The sequence below is a fragment of the Methylobacterium sp. WL1 genome (assembly GCF_008000895.1).
Taxonomy (GTDB): domain Bacteria; phylum Pseudomonadota; class Alphaproteobacteria; order Rhizobiales; family Beijerinckiaceae; genus Methylobacterium.
In genome coordinates this window covers 255124-280464 of sequence record NZ_CP042823.1, presented here as the reverse complement: position 1 = coordinate 280464, position 25341 = coordinate 255124, and the positions used below count along the sequence as shown (strand labels likewise).

The following is a 25341-nucleotide window of genomic DNA, read 5'->3' as shown; positions in this document are numbered from 1 at the left end:
AGACTATATAGATGTGTTTTATTCGCAAAAATATAAACTTTAATTTGATCAGCGAAGCATAATTACAAACGATTAAAGTATCTTATTTGTATGATTTAAAAAGTCGCGCCGCATCGGCCTGTGCGCCGCGCGGCTTTCGGCAGCGTTCCAGGACGATGCCGTTATCCAACCTATCGCGGTATGTCGGTTGATATCGGGCTCAAGGCTGGCCGTTATCAGACAGCGGCAGGGGGGGGCGCGGCGCTGGCGGCGGCGCTGCCGGGACGGGCTTTGGCCCCGTTCGAGTTGCGATCGCGGCGCCGCGATCCATCAATCCGCGATCGGTGGTCCGGCATCGTCGGGGGCTGGCCGCTGCGCCGGCCTGGCCTTGCGCGCCGGCTTGGCCGGTTGGACGGTCCGGGCCTGCGGCGGCGTCCGCACGGCAGGCCGTTGCGGTGGCCTCGGTGGCCGAGCGATCTGGACGTTCTTCGGCGCGGCATCGGGCGTTCCAGTCGGCGCGGCGTTGGGGTTCGGCGGCGGCGCGACGGCGGACCGGTTGTTCGGCGCCCCTCGCGACGGCTGAGCCGCGCTCCCCGGCCACCGGAGGCGCCGCCTTCCCGGCCGGTAGCGCGCGCAGCAGCGGCGGCCGCCGCGGGTTGCGGTGCGGCCTCGCAGGTCTGGCCGCAATTGCTGACGACCGCCTCTACAGTCTTGCCGTCGATGGTCGCCGACACGATGCACCGGCTCGGATGGTAGACGAGTTCGTACTGGAACCTGCCCTTCTCGTCCGACTCGGTGCGGAACTTGTCCTCCAGCACCACCGGCACATGCGGACGCTCCGTAGTTCCGACGATGTAGAGCCGGCCCGTCGCGATCGCCGCGAGGGTGATCTCCGGCGCCGCCGAAGCGGGTCCGCACCACGCCAGGGCGCCTGCTCCTGCCGCGGCGACAATCGAGGCGAAACGAACCAACCGACAAATCTCCGAGTTCAGCCCGCGATATGCGAAAGCCAGACCATCTTCAGGCGGAGATAGTTCTAAACCCGAAATTGCACAGGCAGAACAAATTGTCTTCAGCTCTGTCGCCAAAGAATTGTTTTCGTTGTGCGTGGGTTGCGGCACGACGATGCAAAGCCGCCACGGCCCCGCGCCGCCTGTGCGGCGTCGATCCGACGAATGAGACTGTGAGGACCGTTCCGGGAAGTCTTGGTGGGCGCACTAGGGTTCGAACCTAGGACCCGCTGATTAAGAGTCAGCTGCTCTACCAACTGAGCTATGCGCCCGATCGCGTCTGCGACCCGCCCCGGTGGCCACCAAGTCCGTCCGGGGTGGCGGGCTGATACCAACGCATTCGGGGGCTGTCCACCCCCGGATGCGGGTTTTTTGCTATTCTGCTGCCGCGTGCTGTGCATGAACCCGCACGGCGTGGGCCGCGAGCTTGTTCAGGGCCGAGAGATAAGCCTTCGCGGACGCCACCAGCGTGTCCGGGTCGGCACCCCGGGCGGTGACGCTGCGGTCGCCGTCGCGCAGGCGTACCGAGACTTCGGCCTGGGCGTCCGTGCCGCCGGAGACCGCCTGCACCTGGTACAACTCCAGTTCGGCCTTGTGCGGCACCAGGGCGGTGATCGCGTTGAACACCGCGTCCACCGGTCCGTTGCCGTCGGCTTCCTCGATCCGGGTGCCGTCCTCGTCGGCGATGCGCAGGGTGGCGCGCTGGGGGCCCCGCGTGCCGGCGATGACGGAGAGCGAGACCAGCCGGATACGGTCGTGGGCGGTGGCGAGGTTCTCGTCGACCAGGGCCTCGATATCCTCGTCGTAGACGTGCTTCTTGCGGTCGGCCAACGCCTTGAAGCGCTCGAACGCGTCCTGGAACTGGTTGTCGGACAGGTGCAGGCCGAGGTCGTCGAGCTTGGAGCGGAACGCCGCCCGCCCCGAGTGCTTTCCCATCACCAGGGAGGTCTTGGTCAGGCCGACCGAGGCCGGCGTCATGATCTCGTAGGTCTCGGCGTTCTTGAGCATGCCGTCCTGGTGGATGCCGCTCTCGTGCGCGAAGGCGTTGCGGCCGACGATCGCCTTGTTGAACTGCACCGGGAAGTTGGTGGCGTGGCTCACCAGCTTGGAGGCCCGGGTCAGCATGGTCGATTCGATGCCGGTCTCGTAGGGCAGCACGTCGGCGCGGGTACGCAGCGCCATGACGATCTCCTCGAGCGCGGCGTTGCCGGCCCGCTCGCCGATCCCATTGATCGTGCACTCCACTTGCCGGGCGCCGCCCTCGATGCCGGCGAGCGAGTTGGCGATCGCGAGGCCGAGGTCGTTGTGGCAATGGACCGAGAACACCGCCTGGTCGGCGTTCGGCACCCGCTCGCGCACCGCCGCGAACATGTCGCGGTACTCGGACGGCGTGGCGTAGCCCACCGTGTCGGGCAGGTTGATCGTGGTGGCGCCGGCCTTGATCGCGGCCTCGACGCACCGGCACAGGTAGTCGATCGGCGTGCGGGTCGCGTCCATGGCCGACCATTCCACGTCCTCGACGAGGTCGCGGGCCTGGGCGACGGTCTTGAGGATGATCTCCAGCACCTCGTCCTGGGTCTTGCGCATCTGGTGCGCGAGATGGATCGGCGAGGTCGACACGAAGGTGTGGATCCGTCCGCGCTTGGCGTGCCGCACCGCCTCGCCGGCCCGGGCGATGTCGGCGGGAATCGCGCGGGCTAAGCCCGCGATGGTCGCGCGCTTGGTGCGCCGGGCGATCTCCGACACAGCCTCGAAGTCGCCGATCGAGGCGATCGGGAAGCCCGCCTCAATGATGTCGACGCCCATCGTGTCGAGGAGCTCGGCGACCGCCAGCTTCTCGTCATGGGTCATGGTGGCGCCGGGGCACTGCTCGCCGTCGCGCAAGGTGGTGTCGAAGATGACGATGCGTTCGCGGGCGGCGGTGGTGCTGGTGGTGGTCATGGCTTTACCCTGTCGCGGGCCGCCCGGCATATTGCGCGGAGCGGCGTGGTGCCCCGGGAGGGGCTGAGGTTCGCGAGTTCCGACAATCCCCTGAAGGCCCAGGCGCGCGCGCCCGGACGGCCCTCAGGGGCGGGTAAGCAGAAGCGGAAGACGAAGCCGGGCACGAGGCGCGCGCAACCGCAACGCCGACGAAGCGGCGTGGGCGGTCTCGGACGCTGAGCCGGCTCTGGCCAAGGCTCGTCTCTCCCGGGTGAGTCGCGGACGGCGTGAAGCGGCATCCGCGCGAAGGGCCGCAGAGGTAGCCCCCGCGTGCCGGAAACACAAGGGCCGCCCTCGCCCGCCGCCTTGCCAAGCGCGGTCCGCCCTGGATAAAGCCCGCCGGCACGTCGAGAGAGAACCCGCGAGACCGCCATGGCCAGCTACAAGCTCCTGCTCCTGCCCGGCGACGGGATCGGCCCGGAGGTCGCGGCCGGCATGCAGGTCGTGCTCGGCGCCCTGAAGGAGACCGGCCTCGCCACGTTCGAGACCGAGACCGATCTCGTCGGCGGTTGCGCCCTCGATGCCCACGGCAGCCCGCTCTCGGACGAGACCCTGGCGCGCGCCAGGGCGGCGGACGCGATCCTGCTCGGTGCGGTCGGCGGTCCGAAATGGGCGGGCGTGTCCTACGAGAATCGTCCCGAGGCCGGCCTGCTGCGGCTGCGCAAGGATCTGGAGCTGTTCGCCAACCTGCGGCCGGCGATCTGCTACCCGGCGCTCGCCGATGCCTCCGCGCTCAAGCGCGAGCTGGTCGAGGGCCTCGACATCATGATCGTCCGCGAGCTGACCGGCGGCGTCTATTTCGGGGAGCCCAAGGAGATCACCATCCTGGAGGACGGCTCGAAGCGGGCGGTCGACACCCAGGTCTACACGACGGGCGAGATCGAGCGGATCGCCAAGGTCGCCTTCGATCTGGCGGGCAAGCGTTCCGGCCGGGTGGCCTCGGCCGAGAAGCACAACGTCATGAAGTCCGGCGTCCTCTGGAAGGAGGTCGTCACCAAGGTTCATGCCGAGCACTACGCCGACATCGAGCTGGAGCACATCCTGGCCGACAACTGCGCCATGCAGCTGGTACGCAGGCCGAAGCAGTTCGACGTGCTCGTGACCGACAACCTGTTCGGCGACGTGTTGTCCGACCTCGCCGCGATGCTCACCGGCTCGCTGGGCATGCTGCCCTCGGCGTCGCTGGGCGCGGTGGATGAAAGCGGCGTGCGCCGGGCGCTCTACGAGCCGTGCCACGGCTCGGCACCGGACATCGCCGGGCAGGACAAGGCGAACCCGATCGCCATGATCGGCTCGCTGACCATGTGCCTGCGCTACTCGTTCGGCCTCGGCGAGGCCGCGGACGCGCTGGACGGCGCCGTCATGGACGCGTTGGCCGGGGGGGCCCGTACCGCCGATATCGCCGGCGAGGGCACCAACGCGATAGGCACGCGCGCCATGGCGAACGCCGTGGCGGACGCCCTGCATGCCCGCGTCGGCTGAGGATCTGGCTCCGTCCGCGTGATAGGACGCATGGCGGATGGGCGCGGCCTTCGCTAAGACGCGCGGACGTGAGGAACGGGAGCGTCATGAAGGCCGGGGACGGGGCGACGGAGCGCGAAGGCGCAGATTTCGGTTTCGAGCGCGTGTCGCTCGACGAGAAGCAGGGGCGCGTCGACAGCGTCTTTCACTCGGTCGCCCGCCGCTACGACGTCATGAACGACCTGATGTCGGCGGGCCTGCACCGGGCCTGGAAGGCGCAGCTCGTGTCGATGCTGCGGCCGCCGCAGGGCCGGCCGTTCGCGCATCTCGACGTCGCCGGCGGCACCGGTGACGTCGCGTTCCGGGTCCTGGCCGCGGGCGGGCCGAAGACGCGGGTCACGGTGCTCGACATCAACGAATCGATGCTGCGCGTCGGCGCCGAGCGGGCCCGGGAGAAGGTCGAGGGCGCGGGCGACCGGATCGCCTTCGTCACCGGCAACGCCGAGACGCTGCCGCTGCCGGACGCCGCCTTCGACGCTTACACGATCGCGTTCGGCATCCGGAACGTGCCGCGGATCGAGACTGCCCTCGCCGAGGCGCGCCGCGTGTTGAAGCCCGGCGGCCGGTTCCTGTGCCTCGAATTCTCCGCCGTCGACATCCCGCTGCTCGACAGGATCTACGACGCCTATTCCTTTCACGTGATCCCGCGGATCGGTGCCCGGGTCGCCGGCGATGCCGAATCCTACCGGTACCTGGTCGAATCGATCCGGAAGTTCCCGAGCCGGGGTGCGTTCAGCGGCATGATCGAGCGCGCCGGCTTCCGCCACGTCACGGACCGGCCGCTCTCGGGCGGGATCGTGGCGATCCATTCCGGCTGGAAGGTCTCCTGATCTTGGCCGTCGAGCGCGATCTGATTCCCACCCCTGCATTGGGGGGCGGGAAGGTCTCGGTGCGTCCATGATCGGCGCCGCGATCAACCTGTTCCGCGGTGCCCGGGTCGGTTTCGTCCTGGCCCGGGAGGGGGCGCTCGCCCTCGCCAGCCCGTCCGAACTGCCGGCCCACCTGCGCTTCGCCCTGAAGCTCGGACGGTCCCTGGAGCGCCGGGGTCTGGATGACGGCGCCGCCGGCCTGTCGTCGGCCCTGACACGGCTCGGTCCGTCCTACGTGAAGTTCGGCCAGTTCCTGGCGACCCGCCCCGATATCGTCGGCATGCAGGCGGCCTCGGACTTGGAACGCTTGCAGGACCGGGTACCGCCGTTCCCCCAGGCGACCGCCCTGAAGGTGGTCGAGATGGCGTTGGGCAAGCCGGTTCACGCGCTGTTCGTGTCGTTCAGCGAGCCGATCGCCGCCGCCTCGATCGCGCAGGTCCACAAGGCCGTCGTGCAGGATGCCGACGGCACGCAGCGGGCGCTAGCCGTGAAGGTGATGCGCCCGGGCGTGCGCGAGCGCTTCATGCGCGACCTCGAAGTCATGCGGTTCATGGCCCGGGTGGTGCACGCCCTCTCTCCGCAGGCCGAGCGGCTGCGCCCGCGTGAGGTGGTCGAGATCCTCGCACGCTCGGTGCTGATGGAGATGGATTTCCGCCTGGAGGCGGCCGCCGCCTCGGAGATCGCCGAGAATACCCGGGACGACCTCGATTTTCGGGTGCCCAAGCCCGAATGGGAGCTGACCGCCCGGGAGGTGCTGTCGGCCGAGTGGATCGAGGGCGTGCGCCTGCACAGCGCGGCCGATCTCGTCGCGGCCGGCCACGATCCGCAGGCGATTGGGCGCACGGTGATCCAGAGTTTTCTGCGCCAGGCGATTCGCGACGGCTTCTTCCACGCCGACATGCACCAGGGAAATTTGCTGGTCGACGCCGAGGGCCGGCTGGTGGCGGTGGATTTCGGCATCATGGGCCGGCTCGGCCTGAACGAGCGGCGGTTCCTGGCCGAGATCCTGCTGGGATTCATCCTGCGTGATTACCGCCGGGTGGCGAAGGTACATTTCGAGGCCGGCTACGTGCCGGCGCATCATTCCGTCGAGGATTTCGCGCAGGCGATCCGGGCGATCGGCGAGCCGATCCACCAGCGTCGGGCCGACGAGATCTCGATGGCCAAGGTGCTGACCCTGCTGTTCGACATCACCGCCCTGTTCGACATGAGCACCCGCACCGAACTGGTGATGCTCCAGAAGACCATGGTGGTTGTCGAGGGCGTGGCCCGCTCCCTGGATCCGCGCCTCGACATGTGGACCACGGCCGAGCCGGTGGTGCGCAGCTGGATCGCCAAGAATGCAGGCCCGCTCGGGCGTGCTCAGAGCGGCTTCGAAGCCCTGCGTGTGCTCTCCGACGTGGTCGGCGACATCCCTGACCTCGCGACGCGGCTCAAGCGCGTGCTGATCCGCCTCGACGAGAGCGGGACGGGCGACGCCCAGCGCCTGGAGCGCTTCGCCCGCAACGAGCGCCGACGTGCGATCTGGTCGACGCTCGCCCTGTGGGGCATCGCGGTAGGGGCGCTGGTGATGGCGTTCCGGGGCTTCTGATCAGAAGGGAGACCGACAATCCCAACCGCACATCGTCCTGCTCGGGACGATGTGCGGGTCAGGCGACCTCGGTGTGCCCCGGCATCAGTGCCCGCAACTCGCGGGCGAGCTCGCTCAGTCCGGTCGTTCCCTTCGCGAGTACGCGGTCGGCCTGGCCGGCGAGGCGGCGGCGGTCTTCGGCGGTGATGTCCTTGGCGGTGAGGACGACCACGGGGATGTCGCGCCAGTCGGCCCGGGCGCGCATGGCCCGCAGGAAACCGAAGCCGTCCATCTCCGGCATCATCAGGTCGAGCAGCACCAGGCAGGGGCGCTCCGCCTCTAAGGTGTCTAGAGCGCGCAGGCCGTTCTCAGCCTCGACCACGGGAAAACCCTCGCGGCCGAGATAGGCGCAGAGATGGGCACGCACGTCCGCCTCGTCCTCGACCACCAGGATCGGGCCGTCCACGGTCACCGGCCGGAAGCGGTCGATGACCTGCCGCAGGCTGCCCCAGTCGATCGGCTTCTGAAGATAGTCGGTGGCGCCGAGCGAGAAGGCGAGGTTCTGCTCGTCCAGTACCGTGACCATCACGATCGGCGTCGCGCCGATCTCGGGATCCGCCCGTAGGGCCCGTAGCACCGCCCAGCCGTCCATCTGCGGCATGGTCACGTCGAGTAGCACCGCCCGGGGGCGCAGGGCGCGGGCGCGTTCGAGGCCCCGGCGCCCGTCCTCCGCCACAGCCACGGAAAACCCCTCGCGCTCCAGGAAGCGGGCGAGCAGGTCGCGGGTCGCGGCATCGTCGTCCACCACCAGAATGGTCCGGCGGTCGCCGACGCCTGCGCCGGCCGCGTTCGCATGTTCGGCCTCCGGGCCCTGGAACTGCGCCGGCAGGGTCAGCGTGAAGACGGTGCCCTCCCCTTCCCGGCTCTCCACCACGATGGCGCCGCCGAGCATTTCCGAGAAAGCCCGGGTGATCGACAATCCGAGGCCGGTACCGCCGAAGCGGCGGGTGGTCGAGGCGTCGGCCTGGGTGAAGCGCTCGAACAGGCGCCCGACCTGCTCCGCGCTCATGCCGATGCCGGTATCCGCGATCGTGAAGCGGAGGGCCTCCGTGGTGCGGGCGACCCCGAGCGTGATCCGGCCGTTCTCGGTGAACTTCGCGGCGTTGCTGAGGAGGTTGATCAGGCACTGGCGCAGCTTGGTTACGTCGGTGTGCGCCGTGCCGACATCCGCCGCCAGGTCAAGCGTGAGCGTGTTGCCCTTCTTGGCGATCAGCCCCTCGACGGTGGCGGCGACGTCGTGGACCACTTCGGCGACGTCGAAATCCTCCGCGTAGATCTCCACCCGGTCGGCCTCAATCTTGGAGATGTCGAGCACGTCGTTGATCAGGCCGAGCAGGTGCCGGGCGTTGGATTCGATCTTCTTCATGTCGGCGATCAGGGCGGCCTCGCCCAGATCTTCGAGCTCCTCCTGGACCATCTCGGAATAGCCGATCACCGCCGAGAGCGGCGTGCGCAGCTCGTGGCTCATGTTGGCCAGGAACTGGCTCTTGGCTTCGTTGGCGGCTTCGGCCGCAGCCCGCGCCGCCTCGATGGCGGCCTCCGCTTCCTTGCGCTCGGTGATGTCGGTGTGGGTGCCGACCCATTCCCGCAGCGTGCCGTCCGCTTCGAGGATCGGCACGGCGCGCACGCTCATGTGCCGGTATGCGCCCGAGCGTGCGCGCATCCGGTGCTCGGTAGCGTAGGGCTGCAGGGTGTTCACCGCGCGGGACCAGTCGGCCTGGGTGTGGGCGCGGTCGTCGGGATGAATCACGTCGAGGAAGCCGAGGCCGGCATAGGCGGTCTCGTCCTGGCCGGTGAAGCGGCTCCAGGCAATCTGGCGCCGGTGCAGGCTGCCCTCCGGGTTCGCGGTCCACACGATTGCCGCGCTGGCCTCGATCAGCGAGCGGAAGCGCTCTTCGCTGCGCTTCGTCCGCACCTCCGCGAGGTGGCGGATCGTGTCATCGACCACGACCAAGCCCACGCCCTCGACGTCCTGCCCGCTATCGGGCCCGGTCGCCTCGCCGCGCAGGGGGTAGAAGCTCATCGAGAACTGACGGACGCCCCCGGGCGCCGAGGGTGTCGGGATCGCCACCGGCACGTTGGGCGAGACCAGGCCCTCGTTGAGCGCCGCCGCGAGCTTGGGCGCCAGCGCCTCCTGCAGCGTCGGCAGCATCGCCCAGATCGGCGCCCCGAGATCGGCCCCGAAGCCGCGCTCGCTCATGGTGGCGAGCGCCCGGTTCATGTGACGGATCTTCAGGTCGCGGTCGAGGAATCCGAGGCCCACGGGGGCGTTGGCCAGCACCCCATCGAGCAGCCGCGACATGCGCAACGATTCCTGCCGCCGCACCAGGGCGAGGCGGGCGAGCAACACGATCGCGCCGAGCGCGGCCGCCCCCGAAAGCAGGAACAGGATCAGTCCGCGCCAGCGCTCCCGGGTCTGCACCTCGTCGAGGTGCTGGGCCGTGATCGCCTGGCGGGACGTCGCCTCCGCGCGGATCGCGTCCATCAGCTGCTTGCCCTCGCCGGTGCGCACGAGGTCGGTGGCCGCGTCGAAGCCCCGGTCCCGGCGCGCCGCGACCACCCGGGTGGCGAAATCGCGCTTCTGAGCCACGAGCCCGGCAAGCGACGGGCCGCCGCGTCGGACCGGCTCCTGCGCGGTCGCCCCGAGGGCGGCCAGCTCGGTCTCGAGCTTGCCGAGCGCGAGGGTGTAGGGCGTCAGGTAATCCTCGCTGCCGACCAGCACGAAGCCGCGCTCGCCGGTCTCCAGGTCCTTGACCTCGGAGAGCAGGCGCTCGACCCCCGTGATCGTGGCGTTGGCCTGCGCGGTGGCGCCCCGGTCGGCCTCACCGGCGATGTAGTTGGCCGTGCCCGCCGCAAGCGCGACGACCAGCAGGACGAAGGCGGCCGGCGAGCCGAGGAGCGGCCCGAGCGGACCGGCTCCACGCCAGTTCGGCCGACGCAGGCGGAAGATCGAGCCGACTCCCGGTCGGCTCATGTCTCCACCAGCCCGGTGCTGGCACCCGAGGCCTCGGAATCGGCCCGTCCGTGCGGCAGGGCAAGGTATTCCCGCGAGCGCATCTCGATCAGCCGGGAGACGGTTCGGTCGAACTCGAACGCCTCGCGCCCGGTCTCCGCCGTGTAGAGGTCCTGCGCCTCGGCCGCCGCCGAGGCCACGAGCTTCACGTGCCGGTCGTAGAGGGTGTCCACAAGGGTGATGAAGCGCTTCGCCTCGTTGCGCTCGGCCTCCCCGAGCACCGGGATTCCGTCGAGGATCACCGTGTGGAAGGCCCGCGCCAGGGCCATGTAGTCGGAGGCGCCGAGCGGCTGCCGGCAGAGATCGTCGAAGCCGAAGCGCGCGACGCCGTTGGCCTCCTCGGGGATCGCGACGTCTCGACCCTGGACCTGGATCGTCGCGGTGCGGCCTCGCGCCTTGCCGGTGAGCCCCTTGAAAGCGGCGTCCAGGGCTGCCCGGGCGGCCGCATCCGCCGGCACGTGATAGACGGCGGCGCCGCCGAGCTTCTCCAGCCGGAAATCGGTCCGCGAATCGAGCCGCACCACGTCCACCTGCTCTTTCAGCGTCGCTATGAATGGCAGGAACAGAGCCCGGTTGAGGCCACCCTCGTAGAGCCGGTCGGGCTCGACGTTGGAGGTCGCCACCACGATCACGCCGCGCCGGAACAGGTGGCCGAACAGGCGCCCCAGGATCATCGCGTCGGCGATGTCGGTCACCGTGAACTCGTCGAAGCACAACAGGGTCGCTTCGTCGGCGAGCTGGTCGGCGACGGGTCCGATCGGGTCGTCGCCCTTCACGGTGCCGGCTTTCAGCGCCTGTCGGTAAGCGTGGATGCGCGCGTGCGCGTCGGCCAGGAACCCGTGGAAGTGGACCCGCCGCTTGGGTCCCGGCGCTGCCTCGTGGAACAGGTCCATCAGCATGGTCTTGCCGCGGCCCACTGAGCCCCAGATGTAGAGCCCCTTGGGAGCGGGAGCCTCGTCCTTGCGCCGGAATAGCCAGCCCAGCGCGCTGGTCTTGTTGGCGCGCTTGCGGCGTCCGAGATCCTGGATCAGCCGGTCGAGGGCGCGCACCAGTTGCGCCTGGGCGGGATCCCGCTCGATGGCGCCGGTGCCGACCAGCGCCTCGTAGCGGTCATGGACCGGGCCGGGCGACACGGCGCTGGCCCGCGCCTCCGCGGATGGCGCGTGTTGCTTCCCGGATTGCTCGCTCACGCCACCGGTCCCCTGAAACACGATACGGCGCCGGACCCGGCACCCCCCGCCCCCGGTAGACCGTTCCCGCCGGGGCCGCATCCCTGTGCCGCGCAAGCTCGACGCGAATCAAGCCCGCGCACCGAGGCAACCTGGAACACGGCGCAGCGAACCGTTCCAGAAAGCCGGCGCATGGCAGGCCTCCCGTGACCGGGCTCAGTCATATTGCTGCATTGCACAACAAGCTCGGGGATGCGAGATCAGCCTCGTCCTTCGGGAGGAACGTCCGGACCAACTTGCGCGACAACGCGCAGAGACCGGAGACCCACCATGGCCGTTCGACACCTCGCCGTGTCGGCCCACACGGTCCGGCGCCTTTGGCCGGCCGACCGCGTTGCGGTCCTCGACTACTTCCTGCGGCTCGATCCCGAGGCACGCGCGAATCGCTTCATGGGCAATGTCAGTGAAGGCGGCGTGCGGGCCTATGCCGCGCAGGCACTCACCGCCGACGGCGTGATGTACGGCGCCTTCGTGAGTGGAGAACTGCGCGGCCTGGCCGAGCTACGGCCGATGGCCCTCGGACCGTCGCCCTACGGTCTTGGCCCACGGGCGGAGGCGGCTTTCGCGGTGGAGCGCGCCTACCGCCGTCAGGGTATCGGCGCGTCCCTGTTCGCCCGGATCGCCCGCGCCGCCCGCCATCGCGGCGTGGCCGACCTGCACGTGCGCTGCCTGTCCGGGAACGGACCGATGCTGCGGCTGGCGGCCAAGCAGGGCGCGGCGCTGCAGCGTGCCGGCACCGAGACGGAGGGCGCGCTTCATCTCCCCCGGCCGACGCCGTTCTCGCTCTGGCACGAGAGCATCGCGGAGGCGTTCGACTTCACTCTGGCGGTGAGCTTTCCGCATCGCGAGCGGGCGACCGTCTGAACCGCCTCATCCGGCTGCGTCACCGACCAGCGCGAAGGTGAGCACGTCTACGGACGCCGCCCCGCCGCGCAGCAGGGCCCGGGACGCGGCGTTGCCGGTCGCCCCGGTGGTCATGACGTCGTCGATCAACAGGATCCTCCGGCCGCGGATGAGGTGCGCCCGGGCGGCGTCCACACGGAAGGCACCGCTCAGGTTCTCGGCGCGGGCCGGTCGGCTCAGGCCGACTTGCGAGCGGGTTGCCCGCACCCGCACCAGAGTGCAGGGCTCGTACGGAAGCTCGGCGCCCCGGGCAATCACCCGACCCAGAAGGGCGGCCTGATTGAAGCGGCGGCGCCAGAGCCGCCAACGGTGCAGCGGCACAGGGACGACACAATCCGCCTCGGCGATGAGGGCCCGGCCGCTCGCAGACATCATCCGGCCCATCACGGCGGACAGGTCGAGCCGATCCTCGTATTTCAGCCGGTGGACGAGGCGGCGGGCGACATCATCATAAAGGGCGACCGCACGCGCGCGTCCGAAGACCGGTGGTTCCGCGATGGCGCGGGGGGAGAGCAGAGGCCCGACCCCGAGATCGACCGCGAACGGCGTGCCGAAGCGCGGGCACAGGGGCTCCTCTATGAGACGCAGGCCGGTCCAGCAGTCTGAACACAGGCCTCCGGGATCGGCGGTGGCGCCGCCGCAGCCGGCGCACGTCGGCGGGTAGATCAACGACAAGGCCCCGCGCGGCAAGCCGCGCAGGGCCGATGCGACGGCCCGCAGGGCCGTCATCCGGGTCGCAGACGGGCGCTAGCGGGCCGAGACGGGACGCGCGCCCCGCTGATCGACCTGCTGATCCACCTCCCGGGCCTTGGCGTTCGCCCGGTGGCGGCCGATGGCGCAGCCGGCGGCGGCACCCATTAGGCCGTGATGGCCGGCATAGTGGCCGGCGATGCCGCCCACGATCGCACCCTTGATGCAGCCCTTCGCCTCGGCGCCGCCCGCGGCGGTGAGGGTGGCCAGCGCCATTGCGGCTCCGACGAGCATGCGCTTCATGACCTGCACTCCATAACCAATCTCGGCCTTGCGGCCAGTCGCAGCAGGAACGGCGACCCCGCCGAGTCGTTCCGCCACGTTATCCTGCCTCACGGCTCTGTGTGTGACGGCGATCAATCGGTTTCACAGGTGACTTCGAGGGTGCTGGCAGGATGCGTTCGAAAGCGCCATCTGCACCGTCATGGATTCCCCGGCCGCCCTGTTCGACACCGTCCTCGCCCGCGCACGCCTCGCCCGTGCCGAACGGAACGGCTATGCCGCCTTCCTGCTCGACCGCGTCGTCGAAGACATGGACGACCGCCTTGGGGCGGTGCTGCGCAATTTCGCGACGGTGCTCGACCTCGCGACGCCGGGTGCAGGCGCGGGGCCGGTATTGGCCGCGCGCTACCCTGACGCCATGCATCTTCGCCTGGCTGCCCTGCCCAAACCCCGCGGGCCGAACCTGATCGTCGGCGATCCGGAATTGCTGCCCCTGGCGGCCGGAAGCCTCGACCTCGCGGTCTCGCTGCTGGCGCTCCAGGCCGTCAATGACCTGCCCGGCACGCTGATCCAGCTGCGCCGGGCGCTGCGGCCGGACGGCCTGTTCCTTGGTTGCCTGCTGGGCGGTGCCACCCTGACCGAGCTGCGCCAGAGCTTCGCCCAGGCCGAAAGCGAGATCGAGGGTGGGATCAGTCCGCGGGTGGCGCCGTTCGCGGCGGTTCGCGAGGCCGGCGCCCTGCTGCAGCGAGCGGGCTTCGCCCTGCCGGTGGCCGACACCGACACCCTGACGGTGCGGTACGCCGACCCGTTCGGGCTGATGCGAGACCTGCGGGCGATGGGCATGACCAACGTGCTCACCGAGCGACGGCGTACGCCCCTGCGCCGGGCGACCTTGGTGCGCACCGCGGAGGTCTACGCCGAGCGCTTCTCCGATCCGGACGGACGGGTGCGGGCGACCTTCGAGGTGTTGTGGCTGTCGGGTTGGGTACCGCATGAGAGCCAGCAGAAGCCGCTTCGGCCCGGCACCGCCAAATCACGCTTGGCCGACGCCCTCGGTACTGTCGAACTGAAGCCCGAACCCGGGAGAACGCCGTGAAAAACCCAAGCGCCGACCATCCGATCACGATCACGCCTGAGGCGCGCCGGGTGCGCGTTCTCGTGGCGGGCGTACCCGTCGCCGAGACGCGTCATGCCCTGCGCCTTCAGGAATCCCGCTACGAAGCCGTGTTCTACATCCCGCGGGCCGATATCCGAGCCGATCATTTCGTACCCACGGCACGGACCAGCCACTGCCCGTACAAGGGCGATGCCCGTTACTTCGACCTCCTGGTCGATGGCACGCGGCGATCCGATGCGGTGTGGAGCTATGAAACGCCCTTCCCGGCGGTGGCCGCGATCGCGGGCCACGTGGCGTTCTATCCCGATCTGGTCGATGTCATCGAGGTCTCGGACGCGCCATAGCGGGCGGCCATCCCGCTGGCGGTATCAGGGCGACACGACCGAAGGTCCTGCTCTATCGGGCTCTCTCGCGGCGAACACGCAACGCTGACGCGAACGGCAACCGGAGCCGTTCAATCCCTAAGCAAACCCCAGAAGGCGTGCTTGCGGCCGTGATCGCGTCGAACAGCCTCCCGATAGGCAGCCGGTGCCGGGCTGATCGCGCCCGTCTCCAGACGCTCGGCGAGGGTGTCGAGTTCCAGAAGGTAGCGGGCGCCGTGCGTGTACGCGGCGCTCCGGCCGGCATCGAGGATGCCGTCGAGCAGCCGCCGATACAGAATCGTGGCCGCCAGCGGATGATCCTGGACCAACGCGTCGGCGGCCGGGGCCAGAACGGGATAGTGCTCGCCCTGCCAGACCTCCCGGTTCCCCTCGACCAGCCTGGCGGCCCGCATAAGGTCCGGCCAGATCACCAGGAAGGCGAGTGCCCGGTGCGGATTGGCGAAGGATTCCACGTGATCCAGCGCCTTGAGAAGCGCTTCCTCGTCCTCGAAATCCGGGAGCTTGGCGAGGTAGGCGCGCAGCATCGGGGCATCGAGGTCGCGCGCGAAGCGCGCCCAGCGCAGCGCCTGCGCTTCATCGCTCCGGCCCAGTGCGTCGAGGATGTCGATCTCCAGCGCCTGGCGCTCGCGCTCGGGACCGCGCGGGTCGTAGCCGGCGATCAGGTCGGCCCGCGTGACGATGTGCAAACCCTTCTCCGGCGTGCGCCGGATCCAGTCCAGGGCCTCCTCGGCGCGGCCGGCAGCGAGCAGCCGCTGCGCGATCGACACGCGGTCCTCTCGACCCGAAGCGATCTCCGTCTCAATCGCGATGAAGGCGTCGGTATCGTTGCGCCGGTCGGCGATGACCTGGCGCAGGCGCAGGATCTGGCCGCGGGCGGCAACGCGGCGGTATGCAGCCTCGTTTCTGGCTTCTCCACCCTTCGCCATCCCGAGAGCTGCCTCCGCGAGGGCGGCATCGATCTCCGAAAGGGTGTCCCTGTCAAGTGTCGGCATGATCTCGCCGAGCAGCGTGCCGAGGGGACCGAACGGGTCGGCCGTGAATGGGCCGACGAGGCTGGTCGCCAGTTGCGCGGCCGCAGCGGGCGGCAGATTGGCTGCTGTCTCGACGAAAGCTTCGCTGGCGCGCTCGTAGACGCCCTGCACCGCACCGGTGCTGTCGTCGACCCGGTTCAGCACCGCGTCGGCGCCGTCCAGAAACCGCCGGAGCCGCTCCAGGGCGGCGCTGGCATCGAGGGGGCGCAACTCGTCGACGATGACCGTCACGGTGGCGTTGAGATCGGCCGCGAAGGCCCTGCGCTTCTGCCAGTCGATGTAGCCCTGCGCAGATTCCAGCGCAGCCAGGCGCCGGTCGATCATCGCCGCCACGGCGTCCGGCCCCTGCAGGGCGGCGAGCGCTGCGGTGACCAGCTTCTTGAAGGTGGAGTTGCGCGCGGTCTCTCCCAGGATCAGGCCGATCAGACGGTCGGGCCCCAGGGCCGCCAGCGTCTCGGGCGACGGGGTCGTGCGGCGGGCGCCCTTGGGTCGCGCCGCCTTCGGAGAGGCCTCCGGCTTCGACAGGGCCTGACGCCCCGCCCCTCGCGTTATGGCCTTCGCGCGTGCCATGGCACCACCCGCCGATCCGCCGGATCGGCCTAATCGACCACCTTGGCGCGGGGGCGGTCGCTCCCCTGCGCCGTCTCGTCGTGCCAGCTGCCGGCCTGATCCTGGTAACGGATACCCTCCGTCGAACCGGGGACCTGCTGCTCGGCGGCGGCAGCCTGGGCGGCCTGCAGTGCCTCCTCGCGGCTCGGGAAGGTCTCGGAGAACACGTCGCCGACCTTGTAGGCGAAGCCGCCATCGTGCTCGACGATGCGATAGGTAACCTCGGACATCTCGACTCCTGTACGCGCTGGGATTCGTTGAGCGCGAACACGTCGCGCGCCGCCGGGTTCCCGACCGGCCTCCGATCCGCCGGAAAGTCGGGCTACGGGCGACCGATGACGACGACGCTTCGACCGATCCTGGCCCTCGGCCTCCTCATTGCTTCGACAAATGTCCACGCCGAGGAGAGCTTTTTCGACTCCCTCTTCGGCGGCTCTTCGCGGTCTGCGCCGCCGAATCCGTTCGCTTCGAACTACCCGTCGGCACCCCCGAGCCCGGACGAGGTCCGGATCGAGCGCCAGCGTCCATTGGTCCGGGGTGAGCGTTCGCGCAGCCGCGGACCGGTGCCGCCAGGGCGGGTCCCGGAGGAGTAGCCGGCTCGCGGTTCAGGCGTCGCCGACGACGCCGGCCGCGTCCTGGGCCTGGAGCACGTCGGGGCGCGGCATCGAGATGATGTTGTAGCCGGCATCGACGAAATGGACCTCGCCGGTGACGCCGCCGGAGAGCGGCGACAGCAGGTAGAGGGCGGAGCCGCCGACATCGTCGAGGCTGACGGTGCGGCGTAGCGGAGCGTGGGCCGCTTGGTGGTTGAACATCAGGCGGGCGTCGGCGATGCCGGCGCCGGCCAGCGTCCGCATCGGGCCGGCCGAAAGAGCGTTGACCCGGATTCCGTCCGGGCCGAGATCGCTCGCCAGGTAGCGCACCGAGGCCTCCAGCGCCGCCTTGGCCACGCCCATCACGTTGTAGTTCGGCATCACCCGGGTCGAGCCACCGTAGGTGAGGGTCAGCAGCGAGCCGCCGTTCGTCATGCGCTTGGCCGCGCGCTGGGCGATTTCGGTGAACGAGAAGCACGAGATCGTCAGGGTCCGGGCGAAGTTCTCGCGGGTGGTGACGTCGACGTAGCGGCCCTTGAGCTGCGCCTTGTCGGAAAAGCCGATGGCGTGGACGACGAAGTCGAGCCCACCGTCGAAGCGCTCGTCGAGGGCCGCGAAGGTCGCGTCCACCGAGGCGATGTCTTCCACGTCGCAGGGCATGACGATATCGGAATCGAGCCGCGCCGCCAGCGGTGCGACGCGCCGGCCCAGGGCGTCGCCCTGATACGTGAAGGCCAGGCGGGCGCCGTGGGCGTGGAGGGTCCGGGCGATGCCCCAGGCGATCGAGTGATCGTTGGCGACGCCCATGATCAGGCCGCGCTTGCCCGCCATCAAACCTGTCATGCCGACTCACATTCCGTACGAGCACGCCGCCACCGAGGACCGGCGACGGGTCGCGATGCCGTTGTTCGGGCCGCGACGAGGGTGCCTTAACGCGGCTTGCCGCGCGATCCAAACCGGACCGGTCTCTGCATCGGGCAAAAAAAAGCCCCGCCGGCGGGCGGGGCGTTCATCGCTGGGTGGATGAGCGGTCTAGAAATACCCGTCCGTATGCGAACGGGCTTCCTCAATCAGCGCTTGTTTGGCGTAGATTGCAGCGCAGCTTGCGAGCATCAGACCGCCCAGTGCACCGATCAGGAACGTACCCATCGTCACCACCTCATTCACCAAACCGTAAACGCCGCCCCCGTCGCGGTGGTTCCGAGAAGAGACAGTCAAGCGTCCACGTGCTTCAGGACCAGGGTGGCGTTGGTGCCGCCGAAGCCGAACGAGTTGGTCAGGACGTGGCCGAGCTTGGCGTCGTCCCGGCGCTGGCGCAGGATCGGCATGTCGGCGAAAGCCGGATCGATCGTATCGATGTGGGCGCTCTCGCAGATGAATCCGTTCTGCATCATCAGCAGGCTGTAGATCGCCTCCTGCACGCCGGTGGCGCCCAGCGAATGACCGGTCAGCGACTTGGTTGCCGAGATCGGCGGGCAATCCTCGCCGCGGCCGAACACCTCTCGGATCGCCTCGATCTCCTTGTCGTCGCCGACCGGGGTCGAGGTCGCGTGCGGGTTGATGTAGTCGATCCGGGCGCCCTTCAGACCTTCCATCGCCTGGCGCATGCAGCGCACCGCGCCCTCCCCCGAGGGGGCGACCATGTCGTGCCCGTCCGACGTGGCGCCGTAGCCGGCGACCTCGCCGTAGATCCGCGCGCCGCGGGCCTTGGCGTGCTCGAGTTCCTCGAGGACCAGCACGCCCGCGCCGCCGGCGATGACGAAGCCGTCCCGGTTGGCGTCGTAGGCGCGCGAGGCCCGGGCCGGCGTGTCGTTGTACTTCGACGACATGGCACCCATGGCGTCGAAGAGGGACGACAGCGTCCAGTCGAGATCCTCGCAGCCGCCGGCGAAAATGATGTCCTGCCGGCCACCCTGGATGATCTCGGCGGCGTTGCCGATGCAGTGGTTGGACGTCGCGCAGGCCGACGAGATCGAGTAGTTGACGCCGCGAATCTTGAACCAGGTCGCCAGCGTCGCCGAGGCGGTCGAGGACATCGCCTTCGGGACCGCGAACGGACCGATCCGCTTCGGGCCCTTGTCACGGGTGATCGCGGCGGCATCCACGATGATCCGGGTCGAGGGACCGCCGGACCCCATGATGATGCCGGTGCGCTCATGCGAGATCTCGGCCTGCTCCAGGCCGGAATCACGGATCGCCTGATCCATCGCGACGTGGTTCCAGGCGGAGCCGCCGCCGTGGAACCGCATGGCGCGCCGGTCGACCACGCCCTCGGGATCGAGGCTGGGCTTGCCGGAGACCTGGCTGCGGAAGTTGTGCTCGGCGTAGCTCGCGTCGCGCGCAATACCAGAGCGCGCCTCGCGTAAGGAGGCGAGCACCTCCTGCGTGGTGTTGCCGATGGATGAGACGATGCCCATCCCGGTGATGACGACGCGGCGCATGGTCGTGACGATTCCTCCGTCGCGGCGCCGGTCGCCCGGGCCGCGTCCCGGTCAGCTAAGGTGACGCGGACATAATCTCAACTGCCGAGGGCGCCGGGCGTTGCCGCCACGATGCGAAAGACGCCCCCGGAACGCGACTCGATCAGCTCTGGAACAGGCCGACCCGCATGTCCTGGACCTGGTAGACCCGCGCCCCGTCGGCCTCAAGCCAGCCGTCGCCGATGCCCAGCACCAGCTTGCCCTGGCGAACGCGCTTGACGTCCACGTTGTAGACGACCTTCTTCATCGACGGCAGCACCTGGCCGGCGAGCTTCACCTCGCCGACCCCGAGCGCGCGGCCGCGGCCCGGAGAGCCGAGCCAGCCGAGATGGAAGCCCAGCATCTGCCACAAGGCGTCGAGCCCGAGGCAGCCCGGCATGACCGGATCGCCCTGGAAGTGGCAGGGGAAGAACCAGAGGTCGGGGCGGATGTCGAGTTCGGCTGTGACGTGGCCCTTGCCGTGGGCGCCGCCCTCCTGGCCGATACTGGTGATCCGGTCGAACATCAGCATCGGCGGCAGCGGCAGCTGCGCATTCCCGGCGCCGAAGAGTTCGCCGCGCCCGCAGGCCAGTAGATCCTCGTAGGAATAGTGCGACGTGCGGCTCGCGGCCTGGGCTGGCGTCTCGGCGTCTTGCGGCATGAAGGTCGCTGTTTCCTCTGGATTGTCTTGGCGGGCAGGCACGCGATACGCGACAGGCGCCCGGTCGTTCGGCGCGCGGGTTAGCACGGGGCGCAGCACCGTCAAAGCCGTCAACGCCTCCGGTGGGCGTGTGAGCCGGCTCGGGTTGCGACCGCATGTCCAGTTCCGTATAGTATGACGAATCCCATTCCTTCAGGGTCCTCGTCGAGCGTTCAGTCCCGAAATGTCCGAACTGCTGCCCCTTCAGGCGATCCTCAACGGCCGGGTCCCCGCCCCCCAGCTGGAAGCGAACGGCATGCCGCGTCGCGGCTGCCCGCTGTCCGATCTGCGCGACCGTCTGCGCCGGGCCGGCTTGCGGCCGACCCGTCAGCGTCTGTCCCTGGGCTGGCTCCTGTTCGGCCGCGGCGACCGGCACCTGACCGCCGAGATGCTGTACGACGAGGCCATGCGCGCCAAGGTGCCGGTCTCGCTGGCCACCGTCTACAACACGCTGCATCAGTTCACCGAAGCGGGGCTTCTGCGCCAACTCGCGCTCGACGGGTCGAAGGCCTATTTCGACACGAACCCGAGTGAGCATCACCACTTCTATCTCGAGGACGAGAACCAGGTGATCGACATGCCGGATTGCGGCATCACGGTCGATTCCCTCCCTGAGGCCCCCGAGGGCATGGAGATCGCCGGCGTCGAGGTGATCGTCCGCCTGCGCCGCAGCCGCCCGGCTTCCCGCCGCCAGAGCTGAGTTTTCCGGGTCGGCTTCGGCCACCTGCACCGACTTTGAGCCGCCCGATATCGGGCGGCTTTTTTATTGCGCGCCGGTTCTGGCCGAATGAGTGGCGGGTCCCCTCTCCCGTGCGGGAGAGGTCTGCTCTCGCAGAGAGCCAAGTGAGGGATGCGCCCGTTCCGGAGAGACTTGTCCCCTCACCCCAACCCTCTTCCGCACGGGAGAGGGGGCACGTGACGGACTGCATGAACAGGGTCTGAGAACCCGCGGCGCGTACGTGGGACGAGGCCTGCACCCCGCTTCGCGAAGGCGAGCGCCTGCCGGTCCTCAACCGAACGGCTGTCGGCCATTCTAAGCGCCGACCCTCCACCTCTGCCCCTCATCCTGGGACCACGGAACGCAATGGAGGCCTCGAAGGCGCGCTCCAGCGATCGCGCGGGTGTTGGAGGGGTCCGTCGCGGGCGAGTCGACACGCCGCCCCCCTCGGGACGAGCGAGGGATTTGCAGAAGCCGGGTCGCCGCAACCACGAAAACCTACTCGACGACTTCGTTCGGATACACGCCCCAGAGGCGGTTCTGGCGGATGTAGCCGTCCACCTCCCGGCGGTTCGGCAGGGTCACGATCAGCCGGCACCAGCCGCTGCTGCAATTCTTCACGTTGCCGATCACGCCGGTCTGGAGCCGTGCCTCGTCCGCCGCGCCCTCGTCCGCCTTCGCGCGCAGTGAGATCGCAGCCTTCTCGGCGCCCTTGTCGGGGCCGGCATTGACGATCGCGGTCCGGCGCCCCGAGAGCAGCGAGTGCAGCACCCAGCCCTCCGTGCCCTCCGAATCACGGATCCGCCGCCAAGTCTCGAACTCGCCGACGATCTCCACCGGCAGGCCGGCCCGCTGGAACACCCACAGGGTGCGGTGATCCTTGGAGGGACCCTCGCGCAGGTTGACGCGATCGGTCTTGAGGCTGGCGTAGCGCGGCAGCGGCAGCTTGGTCACGGGGCCGACGCCGGTCTCGGGCGTGGCGACCGGCGGGGCCGCGGCCGCCGGGGCGAGGCCGGCCAGCAGCAGCGCTGCGACGGCGAAGCTCAGGCGTGACGCGCGCATGGTCTTCTCCCTTTCCCGGGTCCAGGTGCCGTACGGAGCCGCCTCGGGCCGATCCGCGCGGTCGGTTGATTTTGCATCCCGCGAACCGGCTAGATCCCCCGTACGGGCCAGATCTCCGAAACGGGCACGGGATGTCGACAGGACGGCCCGTCGATGCGCGGATCCCGCCGGCATCCGATTGTGTTCCGGCCCACCTCTGGTAGAGAGGCCGATGGGTCGGAACAGGCTCCGGGACCGGTGCCTCGCACCTGACCTGTCTGGCCGAGTTCGGTTAACGGACGCTTGCCGCGGATGGTCCGGAACGGGTCCGCCGGGCGGGGATCGCCAACACGGCCGCGAGGCTGACGGGGAGAGAGACGTGTCGAAGCGCAAGCCGCTGGTGGTCGTGACGCGGCGCCTGCCGGATGCCGTCGAGACGCGGATGCGCGAACTCTTCGACGTTCGCCTCAGTCACGACGATGCCGCGATGCCGGCCGACGCCCTCGCGGCGGCGCTGCGCGAGGCCGACGTCCTGGTCCCGACCGTCACCGACGAGATCGATGCCGGGTTGCTGGCCCAGGCCGGCCCCAACCTGCGGTTGATCGCCAATTTTGGCAACGGCGTCGATCACATCGACGTGGCCGCCGCCCTGGAGCGCGGCATCACGGTCACCAACACGCCCGGCGTCCTGACCGAGGACACCGCCGACATGACCATGGCGCTGATCCTCGCGGTGGCCCGCCGGGTCACCGAGGGTGCGCGGATCATCCCGGACGACGACTGGACCACGGGCTGGTCTCCGACCTGGATGCTCGGGCGCCGCATCACCGGCAAGCGGCTCGGCATCGTCGGCATGGGCCGGATCGGCCAGGCGCTCGCCAAGCGCGCACGCGCCTTCGGCCTCCAGGTCCACTACCACAACCGCCGTCGGGTCCCGGCCGCGATCGAGAGCGCGCTCGACGCGACCTACTGGGAATCCCTCGACCAGATGCTGGCCCGGGTCGACATCGTGTCGGTCAACTGCCCGCACACCCCCGCGACCTATCACCTGCTCTCGGCCCGGCGCCTGAAGCTGCTCAAGCCCGAGGCGATCGTCGTGAACACCGCCCGCGGCGAGGTCATCGACGAGAGCGCGCTCGCGCGGCTGATCGAGGCCGGCGACGTCTCGGCGGCCGGACTCGACGTGTTCGAGCAGGAGCCGGCGGTGAGCCCGCGGCTGGTGAAGCTCGCCCGCCAGGGCAAGGTCGTGCTGCTGCCCCATATGGGTTCGGCGACCTACGAGAGCCGCACCGACATGGGCGAGAAGGTCATCATCAACATCAAGACCTTCATGGACGGCCACCGCCCGCCGGACCGCATCCTGCCGAGCATGCTCTGAGCGCAGGCGGCGACGCTACAGCGCGTCGCCGTGGGCTGCCACGGGCTGCGGGTCGTTCTGCACGCTCTGGAAAAGCCGTTCGCTGGTGAGCTTGAGGAAGTAGAATCCGAATTCCGGGTTCTGGTAGTAGAGCTGCTTCACGTCGGAATACGACACGCACAGCGCGTTGCCGGCCTCGATGCAGACCAGCGAGGCGGTGCGGGTGTTGCCGGGCGCGAGCAGGCCGAGCTCGCCGACGATCCCGCCCCTGCGCACCTCGATTCCGACCTCGGGGATCCGGAACGCGCCGCTCTCGACGTAGTACATCTCGCCGGCCGCCTCGCCCTTGCGGAACACCACCTCGCCGACCCCGAACGGGCGCTGCGACCCGAACGGACGCAGCCATTCGAGGGAGAGGTTGCCGTCGGCCGCGGTCTCGACATCGCGCACCAGCCGCATCATCTGCCAGAGACGATAGGCGTTGAACGGGATCTGGATCGCCTCGGTGAGCACCACCGGCATACTGCCGATCAGGATGCCGTAGGTGATCACGGCGCAGCTGGCACAGAGCGAGATGATCCGCAGCGGGATCATGGTGCTCATCGCCGAGGCCGAGATGGTCAGCGCGGTACCGAGGTAGCCGATCGCCTCAATCCAATCCACGCGCGCCTCCACCACGTCCCGAGCTTGAGCGGGATGCCCGTCCCGCCGGGCTCCGGCAAGGCGCGCGCCCGTGGGCGGTGCGCGTGCGCCTCAGCCTGTGCCCGCGCGGATACGCTCGGCGGCGGCCGCGGCGGCGCGGGTGCCATCCTCGTAGGCGCCGCCCACGGTGCCCCATTGCAGCCGCGACAGCGCCTCGCCGGCGAACCAGACGGTGTCGGCGAGCGGCGCGCGCAGGAAAGCGCGGGCCGGCGCGTGGCCGGGGGGCACCACCGCCCAGGAGCCGCGGGACCAGGGATCGTGCCGCCACGCGCTCACCGCCGGGATCGTCAGGTCGCGCAGCCGCGCCCGGCCGAACTGCTCGGCCAGGACCGCTCGGACATGGCGGCGCACCCCGTCCGGGCCCGAGCCAGCCGCGTCGAGTGCCTCGGCCTCGTGCACGTCGAGCTCGTAATAGTGGAACGGCGTATCGTCGATCCGGGTGAGCAGGCCGGCCGGCGCCGGTCGCGTGCCGTGGATCGCCGCCAGCCGGTCGCGGCCCCGGAACGGGCTGGACGGCCAGTGCAGCACCGCGTGCTCGTAGATCCCGGTGGAGAAGCCGTCGATCGCCGCCCGGACCGCGTTCGGCAGCGGCGGCGAGAAGGCCGGGCCGTTGCGCAGCACCATGACCGGCACCGTCACGATCACCGCCCGGGCCCGATAGGCGGTGCCGTCGGCCGTCTCCACGCGCACCGTGCTGTCCGACCAGTCGATGCGGGTCACCGGGCTCGCGAGCGCGATCGGCAGGTCGTTGGCGAGCCGGGCGAGGTAGCTGCCGTAGCCCCCGGCCAGAAAAAAGTTCTCGCTGTATTCGAGGCTCGGGAAATCGTGGAGGGAGACCTCGTCGAGCGCTCGGCCCGAGACCAGCCCGTGGACCTGCGCAACGCGGTTGCCCCAGGGGCCGAGCCCCTGGGGAAGCGCGGTCTTGGCCGGGCGGTCCGGCCCCGGCTGCGCCGCGCCGCGGGTCATGGCCTGGTCCGCCCGGTCGAAGGCCCGGGCGTTGGCCCGGATCTCCTCGGGGCTGCCCCGGCGGCGGTCGACCCAGACGTGGCTCTCCTGGGGAGCCAGCTTCAGGCGCTCTCCGCGCGTCCGGCCCAACGCGACCAGCGGGTTGATCGGCCCGGCATGGAGCCAATGGGCCCCGAGGTCGAGGGCATGGCCGCGAATCGTCACCGTGAAGGCCCGGCCGCCGATCCGCTCGCGGGCCTCCAGCACGGCGACACGCACGCCCTGCTCCACCAGGGTCCGTGCCGCGCCGATCCCGGCGGCACCGGCGCCGATCACCAGCACCTCCGGATCCCTGGGCAGCGGCGCCAGGCGCGGCCGGTAATCCGGCGCGCGCGGCGGATCCGCGGAGCGGACCTCAGCATGCGATGAAGTCGAGGCCTTCACCCTGGTATCCTGCACGCGCGCTCCTGTCCGCTCGCTCCGGTGCGGCCGTGCCCGGCCTTGCGCCGGTCGCCACACCGCTTCACAACGCTGCCGCGCCGCTTCCGGCGCCGCGTCCCCGAGGTCTCGCGCTCCTTCG

At 69.7% G+C, this 25341-nt stretch carries 22 protein-coding genes and 1 tRNA gene; 8 read left to right on the top strand and 15 right to left on the bottom strand.

Translation table 11 applies throughout. The annotated features are described in order from the left end of the window. Positions 1-215 precede the first annotated feature (215 nt). From FVA80_RS01565 to FVA80_RS01555, 3 genes are all read right to left on the bottom strand, one after another. The gene (locus FVA80_RS01565; protein WP_147957771.1) at positions 216-950 is read right to left on the bottom strand and encodes a hypothetical protein; all 735 of its coding nucleotides are present in this window, start codon (positions 948-950) and stop codon (positions 216-218) included. A gap of 235 nt (positions 951-1185) precedes the next feature. Then, positions 1186-1261 (bottom strand) — tRNA-Lys (locus FVA80_RS01560). Positions 1262-1364: 103 nt separating this feature from the next. Next, on the bottom strand, positions 1365-2930 hold the full coding sequence (locus FVA80_RS01555) for a 2-isopropylmalate synthase (RefSeq protein ID WP_147906112.1): 1566 nt from the start codon (positions 2928-2930) through the stop codon (positions 1365-1367). Between the two features lie 411 nt (positions 2931-3341). Between FVA80_RS01555 and leuB the strand changes: the two genes are divergently transcribed. From leuB to ubiB, 3 genes are all read left to right on the top strand, one after another. Next, entirely contained in the window at positions 3342-4451 is a 1110-nt protein-coding gene (gene leuB / locus FVA80_RS01550; RefSeq protein WP_147906113.1) for a 3-isopropylmalate dehydrogenase, read from the top strand. A gap of 86 nt (positions 4452-4537) precedes the next feature. Continuing rightward, on the top strand, positions 4538-5320 hold the full coding sequence (ubiE, locus tag FVA80_RS01545; protein WP_147853575.1) for a bifunctional demethylmenaquinone methyltransferase/2-methoxy-6-polyprenyl-1,4-benzoquinol methylase UbiE: 783 nt from the start codon (positions 4538-4540) through the stop codon (positions 5318-5320). 67 nt (positions 5321-5387) lie between these two features. Next, complete coding sequence (ubiB, locus tag FVA80_RS01540; protein ID WP_147906114.1) at positions 5388-6950, top strand: 2-polyprenylphenol 6-hydroxylase; 1563 nt, start codon at positions 5388-5390, stop codon at positions 6948-6950. Between the two features lie 58 nt (positions 6951-7008). Here the strand turns inward: ubiB and FVA80_RS01535 are convergent, their stop codons facing one another. Together FVA80_RS01535 and zapE are read right to left on the bottom strand one after the other, a co-directional pair. Beyond that, the gene (locus tag FVA80_RS01535) at positions 7009-9963 is read right to left on the bottom strand and encodes a response regulator (protein ID WP_147906115.1); all 2955 of its coding nucleotides are present in this window, start codon (positions 9961-9963) and stop codon (positions 7009-7011) included. After that, positions 9960-11192, bottom strand: coding sequence for a cell division protein ZapE (gene zapE / locus FVA80_RS01530; protein ID WP_187193563.1), 1233 nt, complete (start codon positions 11190-11192; stop codon positions 9960-9962). Before zapE ends, FVA80_RS01535 begins: the two co-directional genes overlap by 4 nt. Before the next feature lie 309 nt (positions 11193-11501). On the opposite strand from zapE, the gene FVA80_RS01525 reads away from it, so the two are divergent. After that, a complete protein-coding gene (locus FVA80_RS01525; protein WP_147906116.1) occupies positions 11502-12095 on the top strand; it encodes a GNAT family N-acetyltransferase in 594 nt (197 codons plus the stop codon). Positions 12096-12101: 6 nt separating this feature from the next. Here FVA80_RS01525 and FVA80_RS01520 read toward each other — a convergent pair whose 3' ends face one another. Both FVA80_RS01520 and FVA80_RS01515 read right to left on the bottom strand, forming a co-directional pair. Further along, positions 12102-12863 carry a ComF family protein gene (locus FVA80_RS01520; protein ID WP_147906117.1) on the bottom strand — a complete coding sequence of 254 codons (762 nt, stop codon included), beginning with the start codon at positions 12861-12863 and terminating at the stop codon, positions 12102-12104. 18 nt (positions 12864-12881) lie between these two features. Next, the gene (locus FVA80_RS01515; protein WP_147906118.1) at positions 12882-13127 is read right to left on the bottom strand and encodes a hypothetical protein; all 246 of its coding nucleotides are present in this window, start codon (positions 13125-13127) and stop codon (positions 12882-12884) included. A gap of 181 nt (positions 13128-13308) precedes the next feature. Between FVA80_RS01515 and FVA80_RS01510 the strand changes: the two genes are divergently transcribed. Both FVA80_RS01510 and FVA80_RS01505 read left to right on the top strand, forming a co-directional pair. Continuing rightward, complete coding sequence (locus FVA80_RS01510; RefSeq protein ID WP_147906119.1) at positions 13309-14202, top strand: methyltransferase domain-containing protein; 894 nt, start codon at positions 13309-13311, stop codon at positions 14200-14202. Next, entirely contained in the window at positions 14199-14567 is a 369-nt protein-coding gene (locus FVA80_RS01505; RefSeq protein ID WP_147906120.1) for a DUF427 domain-containing protein, read from the top strand. Before FVA80_RS01510 ends, FVA80_RS01505 begins: the two co-directional genes overlap by 4 nt. Before the next feature lie 110 nt (positions 14568-14677). On the opposite strand, the gene FVA80_RS01500 is transcribed toward FVA80_RS01505, so the two are convergent. The 5 genes from FVA80_RS01500 to fabA form a co-directional block, all read right to left on the bottom strand. Further along, entirely contained in the window at positions 14678-16207 is a 1530-nt protein-coding gene (locus FVA80_RS01500; RefSeq protein ID WP_147906121.1) for a DUF6880 family protein, read from the bottom strand. A gap of 29 nt (positions 16208-16236) precedes the next feature. Then, positions 16237-16476, bottom strand: a complete 240-nt coding sequence (locus FVA80_RS01495) for a DUF2188 domain-containing protein (RefSeq protein WP_007559814.1) — start codon at positions 16474-16476, stop codon at positions 16237-16239. Positions 16477-16851: 375 nt separating this feature from the next. Beyond that, positions 16852-17682: an enoyl-ACP reductase FabI gene (gene fabI, locus FVA80_RS01485; protein ID WP_147906123.1), complete on the bottom strand. Its 831-nt coding sequence runs from the start codon at positions 17680-17682 to the stop codon at positions 16852-16854. A gap of 371 nt (positions 17683-18053) precedes the next feature. Then, on the bottom strand, positions 18054-19280 hold the full coding sequence (gene fabB, locus FVA80_RS01480; RefSeq protein ID WP_147906124.1) for a beta-ketoacyl-ACP synthase I: 1227 nt from the start codon (positions 19278-19280) through the stop codon (positions 18054-18056). Between the two features lie 142 nt (positions 19281-19422). Beyond that, entirely contained in the window at positions 19423-19959 is a 537-nt protein-coding gene (gene fabA, locus FVA80_RS01475) for a 3-hydroxyacyl-[acyl-carrier-protein] dehydratase FabA (protein ID WP_147906125.1), read from the bottom strand. A gap of 223 nt (positions 19960-20182) precedes the next feature. Between fabA and irr the strand changes: the two genes are divergently transcribed. Next, positions 20183-20698 carry a Fur family transcriptional regulator Irr gene (gene irr / locus FVA80_RS01470; RefSeq protein ID WP_147854769.1) on the top strand — a complete coding sequence of 172 codons (516 nt, stop codon included), beginning with the start codon at positions 20183-20185 and terminating at the stop codon, positions 20696-20698. A 516-nt stretch (positions 20699-21214) separates the two neighbouring features. On the opposite strand, the gene FVA80_RS01460 is transcribed toward irr, so the two are convergent. Beyond that, positions 21215-21778 carry an SH3 domain-containing protein gene (locus tag FVA80_RS01460; protein ID WP_147906127.1) on the bottom strand — a complete coding sequence of 188 codons (564 nt, stop codon included), beginning with the start codon at positions 21776-21778 and terminating at the stop codon, positions 21215-21217. 358 nt (positions 21779-22136) lie between these two features. Here FVA80_RS01460 and FVA80_RS01455 point away from each other — a divergent pair, with 358 nt between their 5' ends. Then, the gene (locus FVA80_RS01455; protein WP_147906128.1) at positions 22137-23135 is read left to right on the top strand and encodes a D-glycerate dehydrogenase; all 999 of its coding nucleotides are present in this window, start codon (positions 22137-22139) and stop codon (positions 23133-23135) included. A 15-nt stretch (positions 23136-23150) separates the two neighbouring features. Here the strand turns inward: FVA80_RS01455 and FVA80_RS01450 are convergent, their stop codons facing one another. Both FVA80_RS01450 and FVA80_RS01445 read right to left on the bottom strand, forming a co-directional pair. Continuing rightward, entirely contained in the window at positions 23151-23777 is a 627-nt protein-coding gene (locus FVA80_RS01450; RefSeq protein WP_147906129.1) for a cyclic nucleotide-binding domain-containing protein, read from the bottom strand. 90 nt (positions 23778-23867) lie between these two features. Continuing rightward, on the bottom strand, positions 23868-25103 hold the full coding sequence (locus FVA80_RS01445) for an NAD(P)/FAD-dependent oxidoreductase (protein ID WP_246692484.1): 1236 nt from the start codon (positions 25101-25103) through the stop codon (positions 23868-23870). Between the last annotated feature and the right edge of the window lie 238 nt (positions 25104-25341).

Bases quoted from the DNA above. Each gene is read 5' to 3' on its own strand.
- FVA80_RS01500 (WP_147906121.1), bottom strand. From the start codon at position 16,207: ATGGCACGCGCGAAGGCCATAACGCGAGGGGCGGGGCGTCAGGCCCTG.
- FVA80_RS01525 (WP_147906116.1), top strand. From the start codon at position 11,502: ATGGCCGTTCGACACCTCGCCGTGTCGGCCCACACGGTCCGGCGCCTT.
- FVA80_RS01520 (WP_147906117.1), bottom strand. From the start codon at position 12,863: ATGACGGCCCTGCGGGCCGTCGCATCGGCCCTGCGCGGCTTGCCGCGC.
- fabB (WP_147906124.1), bottom strand. From the start codon at position 19,280: ATGCGCCGCGTCGTCATCACCGGGATGGGCATCGTCTCATCCATCGGC.
- FVA80_RS01495 (WP_007559814.1), bottom strand. From the start codon at position 16,476: ATGTCCGAGGTTACCTATCGCATCGTCGAGCACGATGGCGGCTTCGCC.
- FVA80_RS01460 (WP_147906127.1), bottom strand. From the start codon at position 21,778: ATGCGCGCGTCACGCCTGAGCTTCGCCGTCGCAGCGCTGCTGCTGGCC.
- fabI (WP_147906123.1), bottom strand. From the start codon at position 17,682: ATGACAGGTTTGATGGCGGGCAAGCGCGGCCTGATCATGGGCGTCGCC.
- FVA80_RS01555 (WP_147906112.1), bottom strand. From the start codon at position 2,930: ATGACCACCACCAGCACCACCGCCGCCCGCGAACGCATCGTCATCTTC.
- FVA80_RS01515 (WP_147906118.1), bottom strand. From the start codon at position 13,127: ATGAAGCGCATGCTCGTCGGAGCCGCAATGGCGCTGGCCACCCTCACC.
- ubiB (WP_147906114.1), top strand. From the start codon at position 5,388: ATGATCGGCGCCGCGATCAACCTGTTCCGCGGTGCCCGGGTCGGTTTC.
- FVA80_RS01535 (WP_147906115.1), bottom strand. From the start codon at position 9,963: ATGAGCCGACCGGGAGTCGGCTCGATCTTCCGCCTGCGTCGGCCGAAC.
- fabA (WP_147906125.1), bottom strand. From the start codon at position 19,959: ATGCCGCAAGACGCCGAGACGCCAGCCCAGGCCGCGAGCCGCACGTCG.
- leuB (WP_147906113.1), top strand. From the start codon at position 3,342: ATGGCCAGCTACAAGCTCCTGCTCCTGCCCGGCGACGGGATCGGCCCG.
- irr (WP_147854769.1), top strand. From the start codon at position 20,183: ATGTCCGAACTGCTGCCCCTTCAGGCGATCCTCAACGGCCGGGTCCCC.
- ubiE (WP_147853575.1), top strand. From the start codon at position 4,538: ATGAAGGCCGGGGACGGGGCGACGGAGCGCGAAGGCGCAGATTTCGGT.
- FVA80_RS01510 (WP_147906119.1), top strand. From the start codon at position 13,309: ATGGATTCCCCGGCCGCCCTGTTCGACACCGTCCTCGCCCGCGCACGC.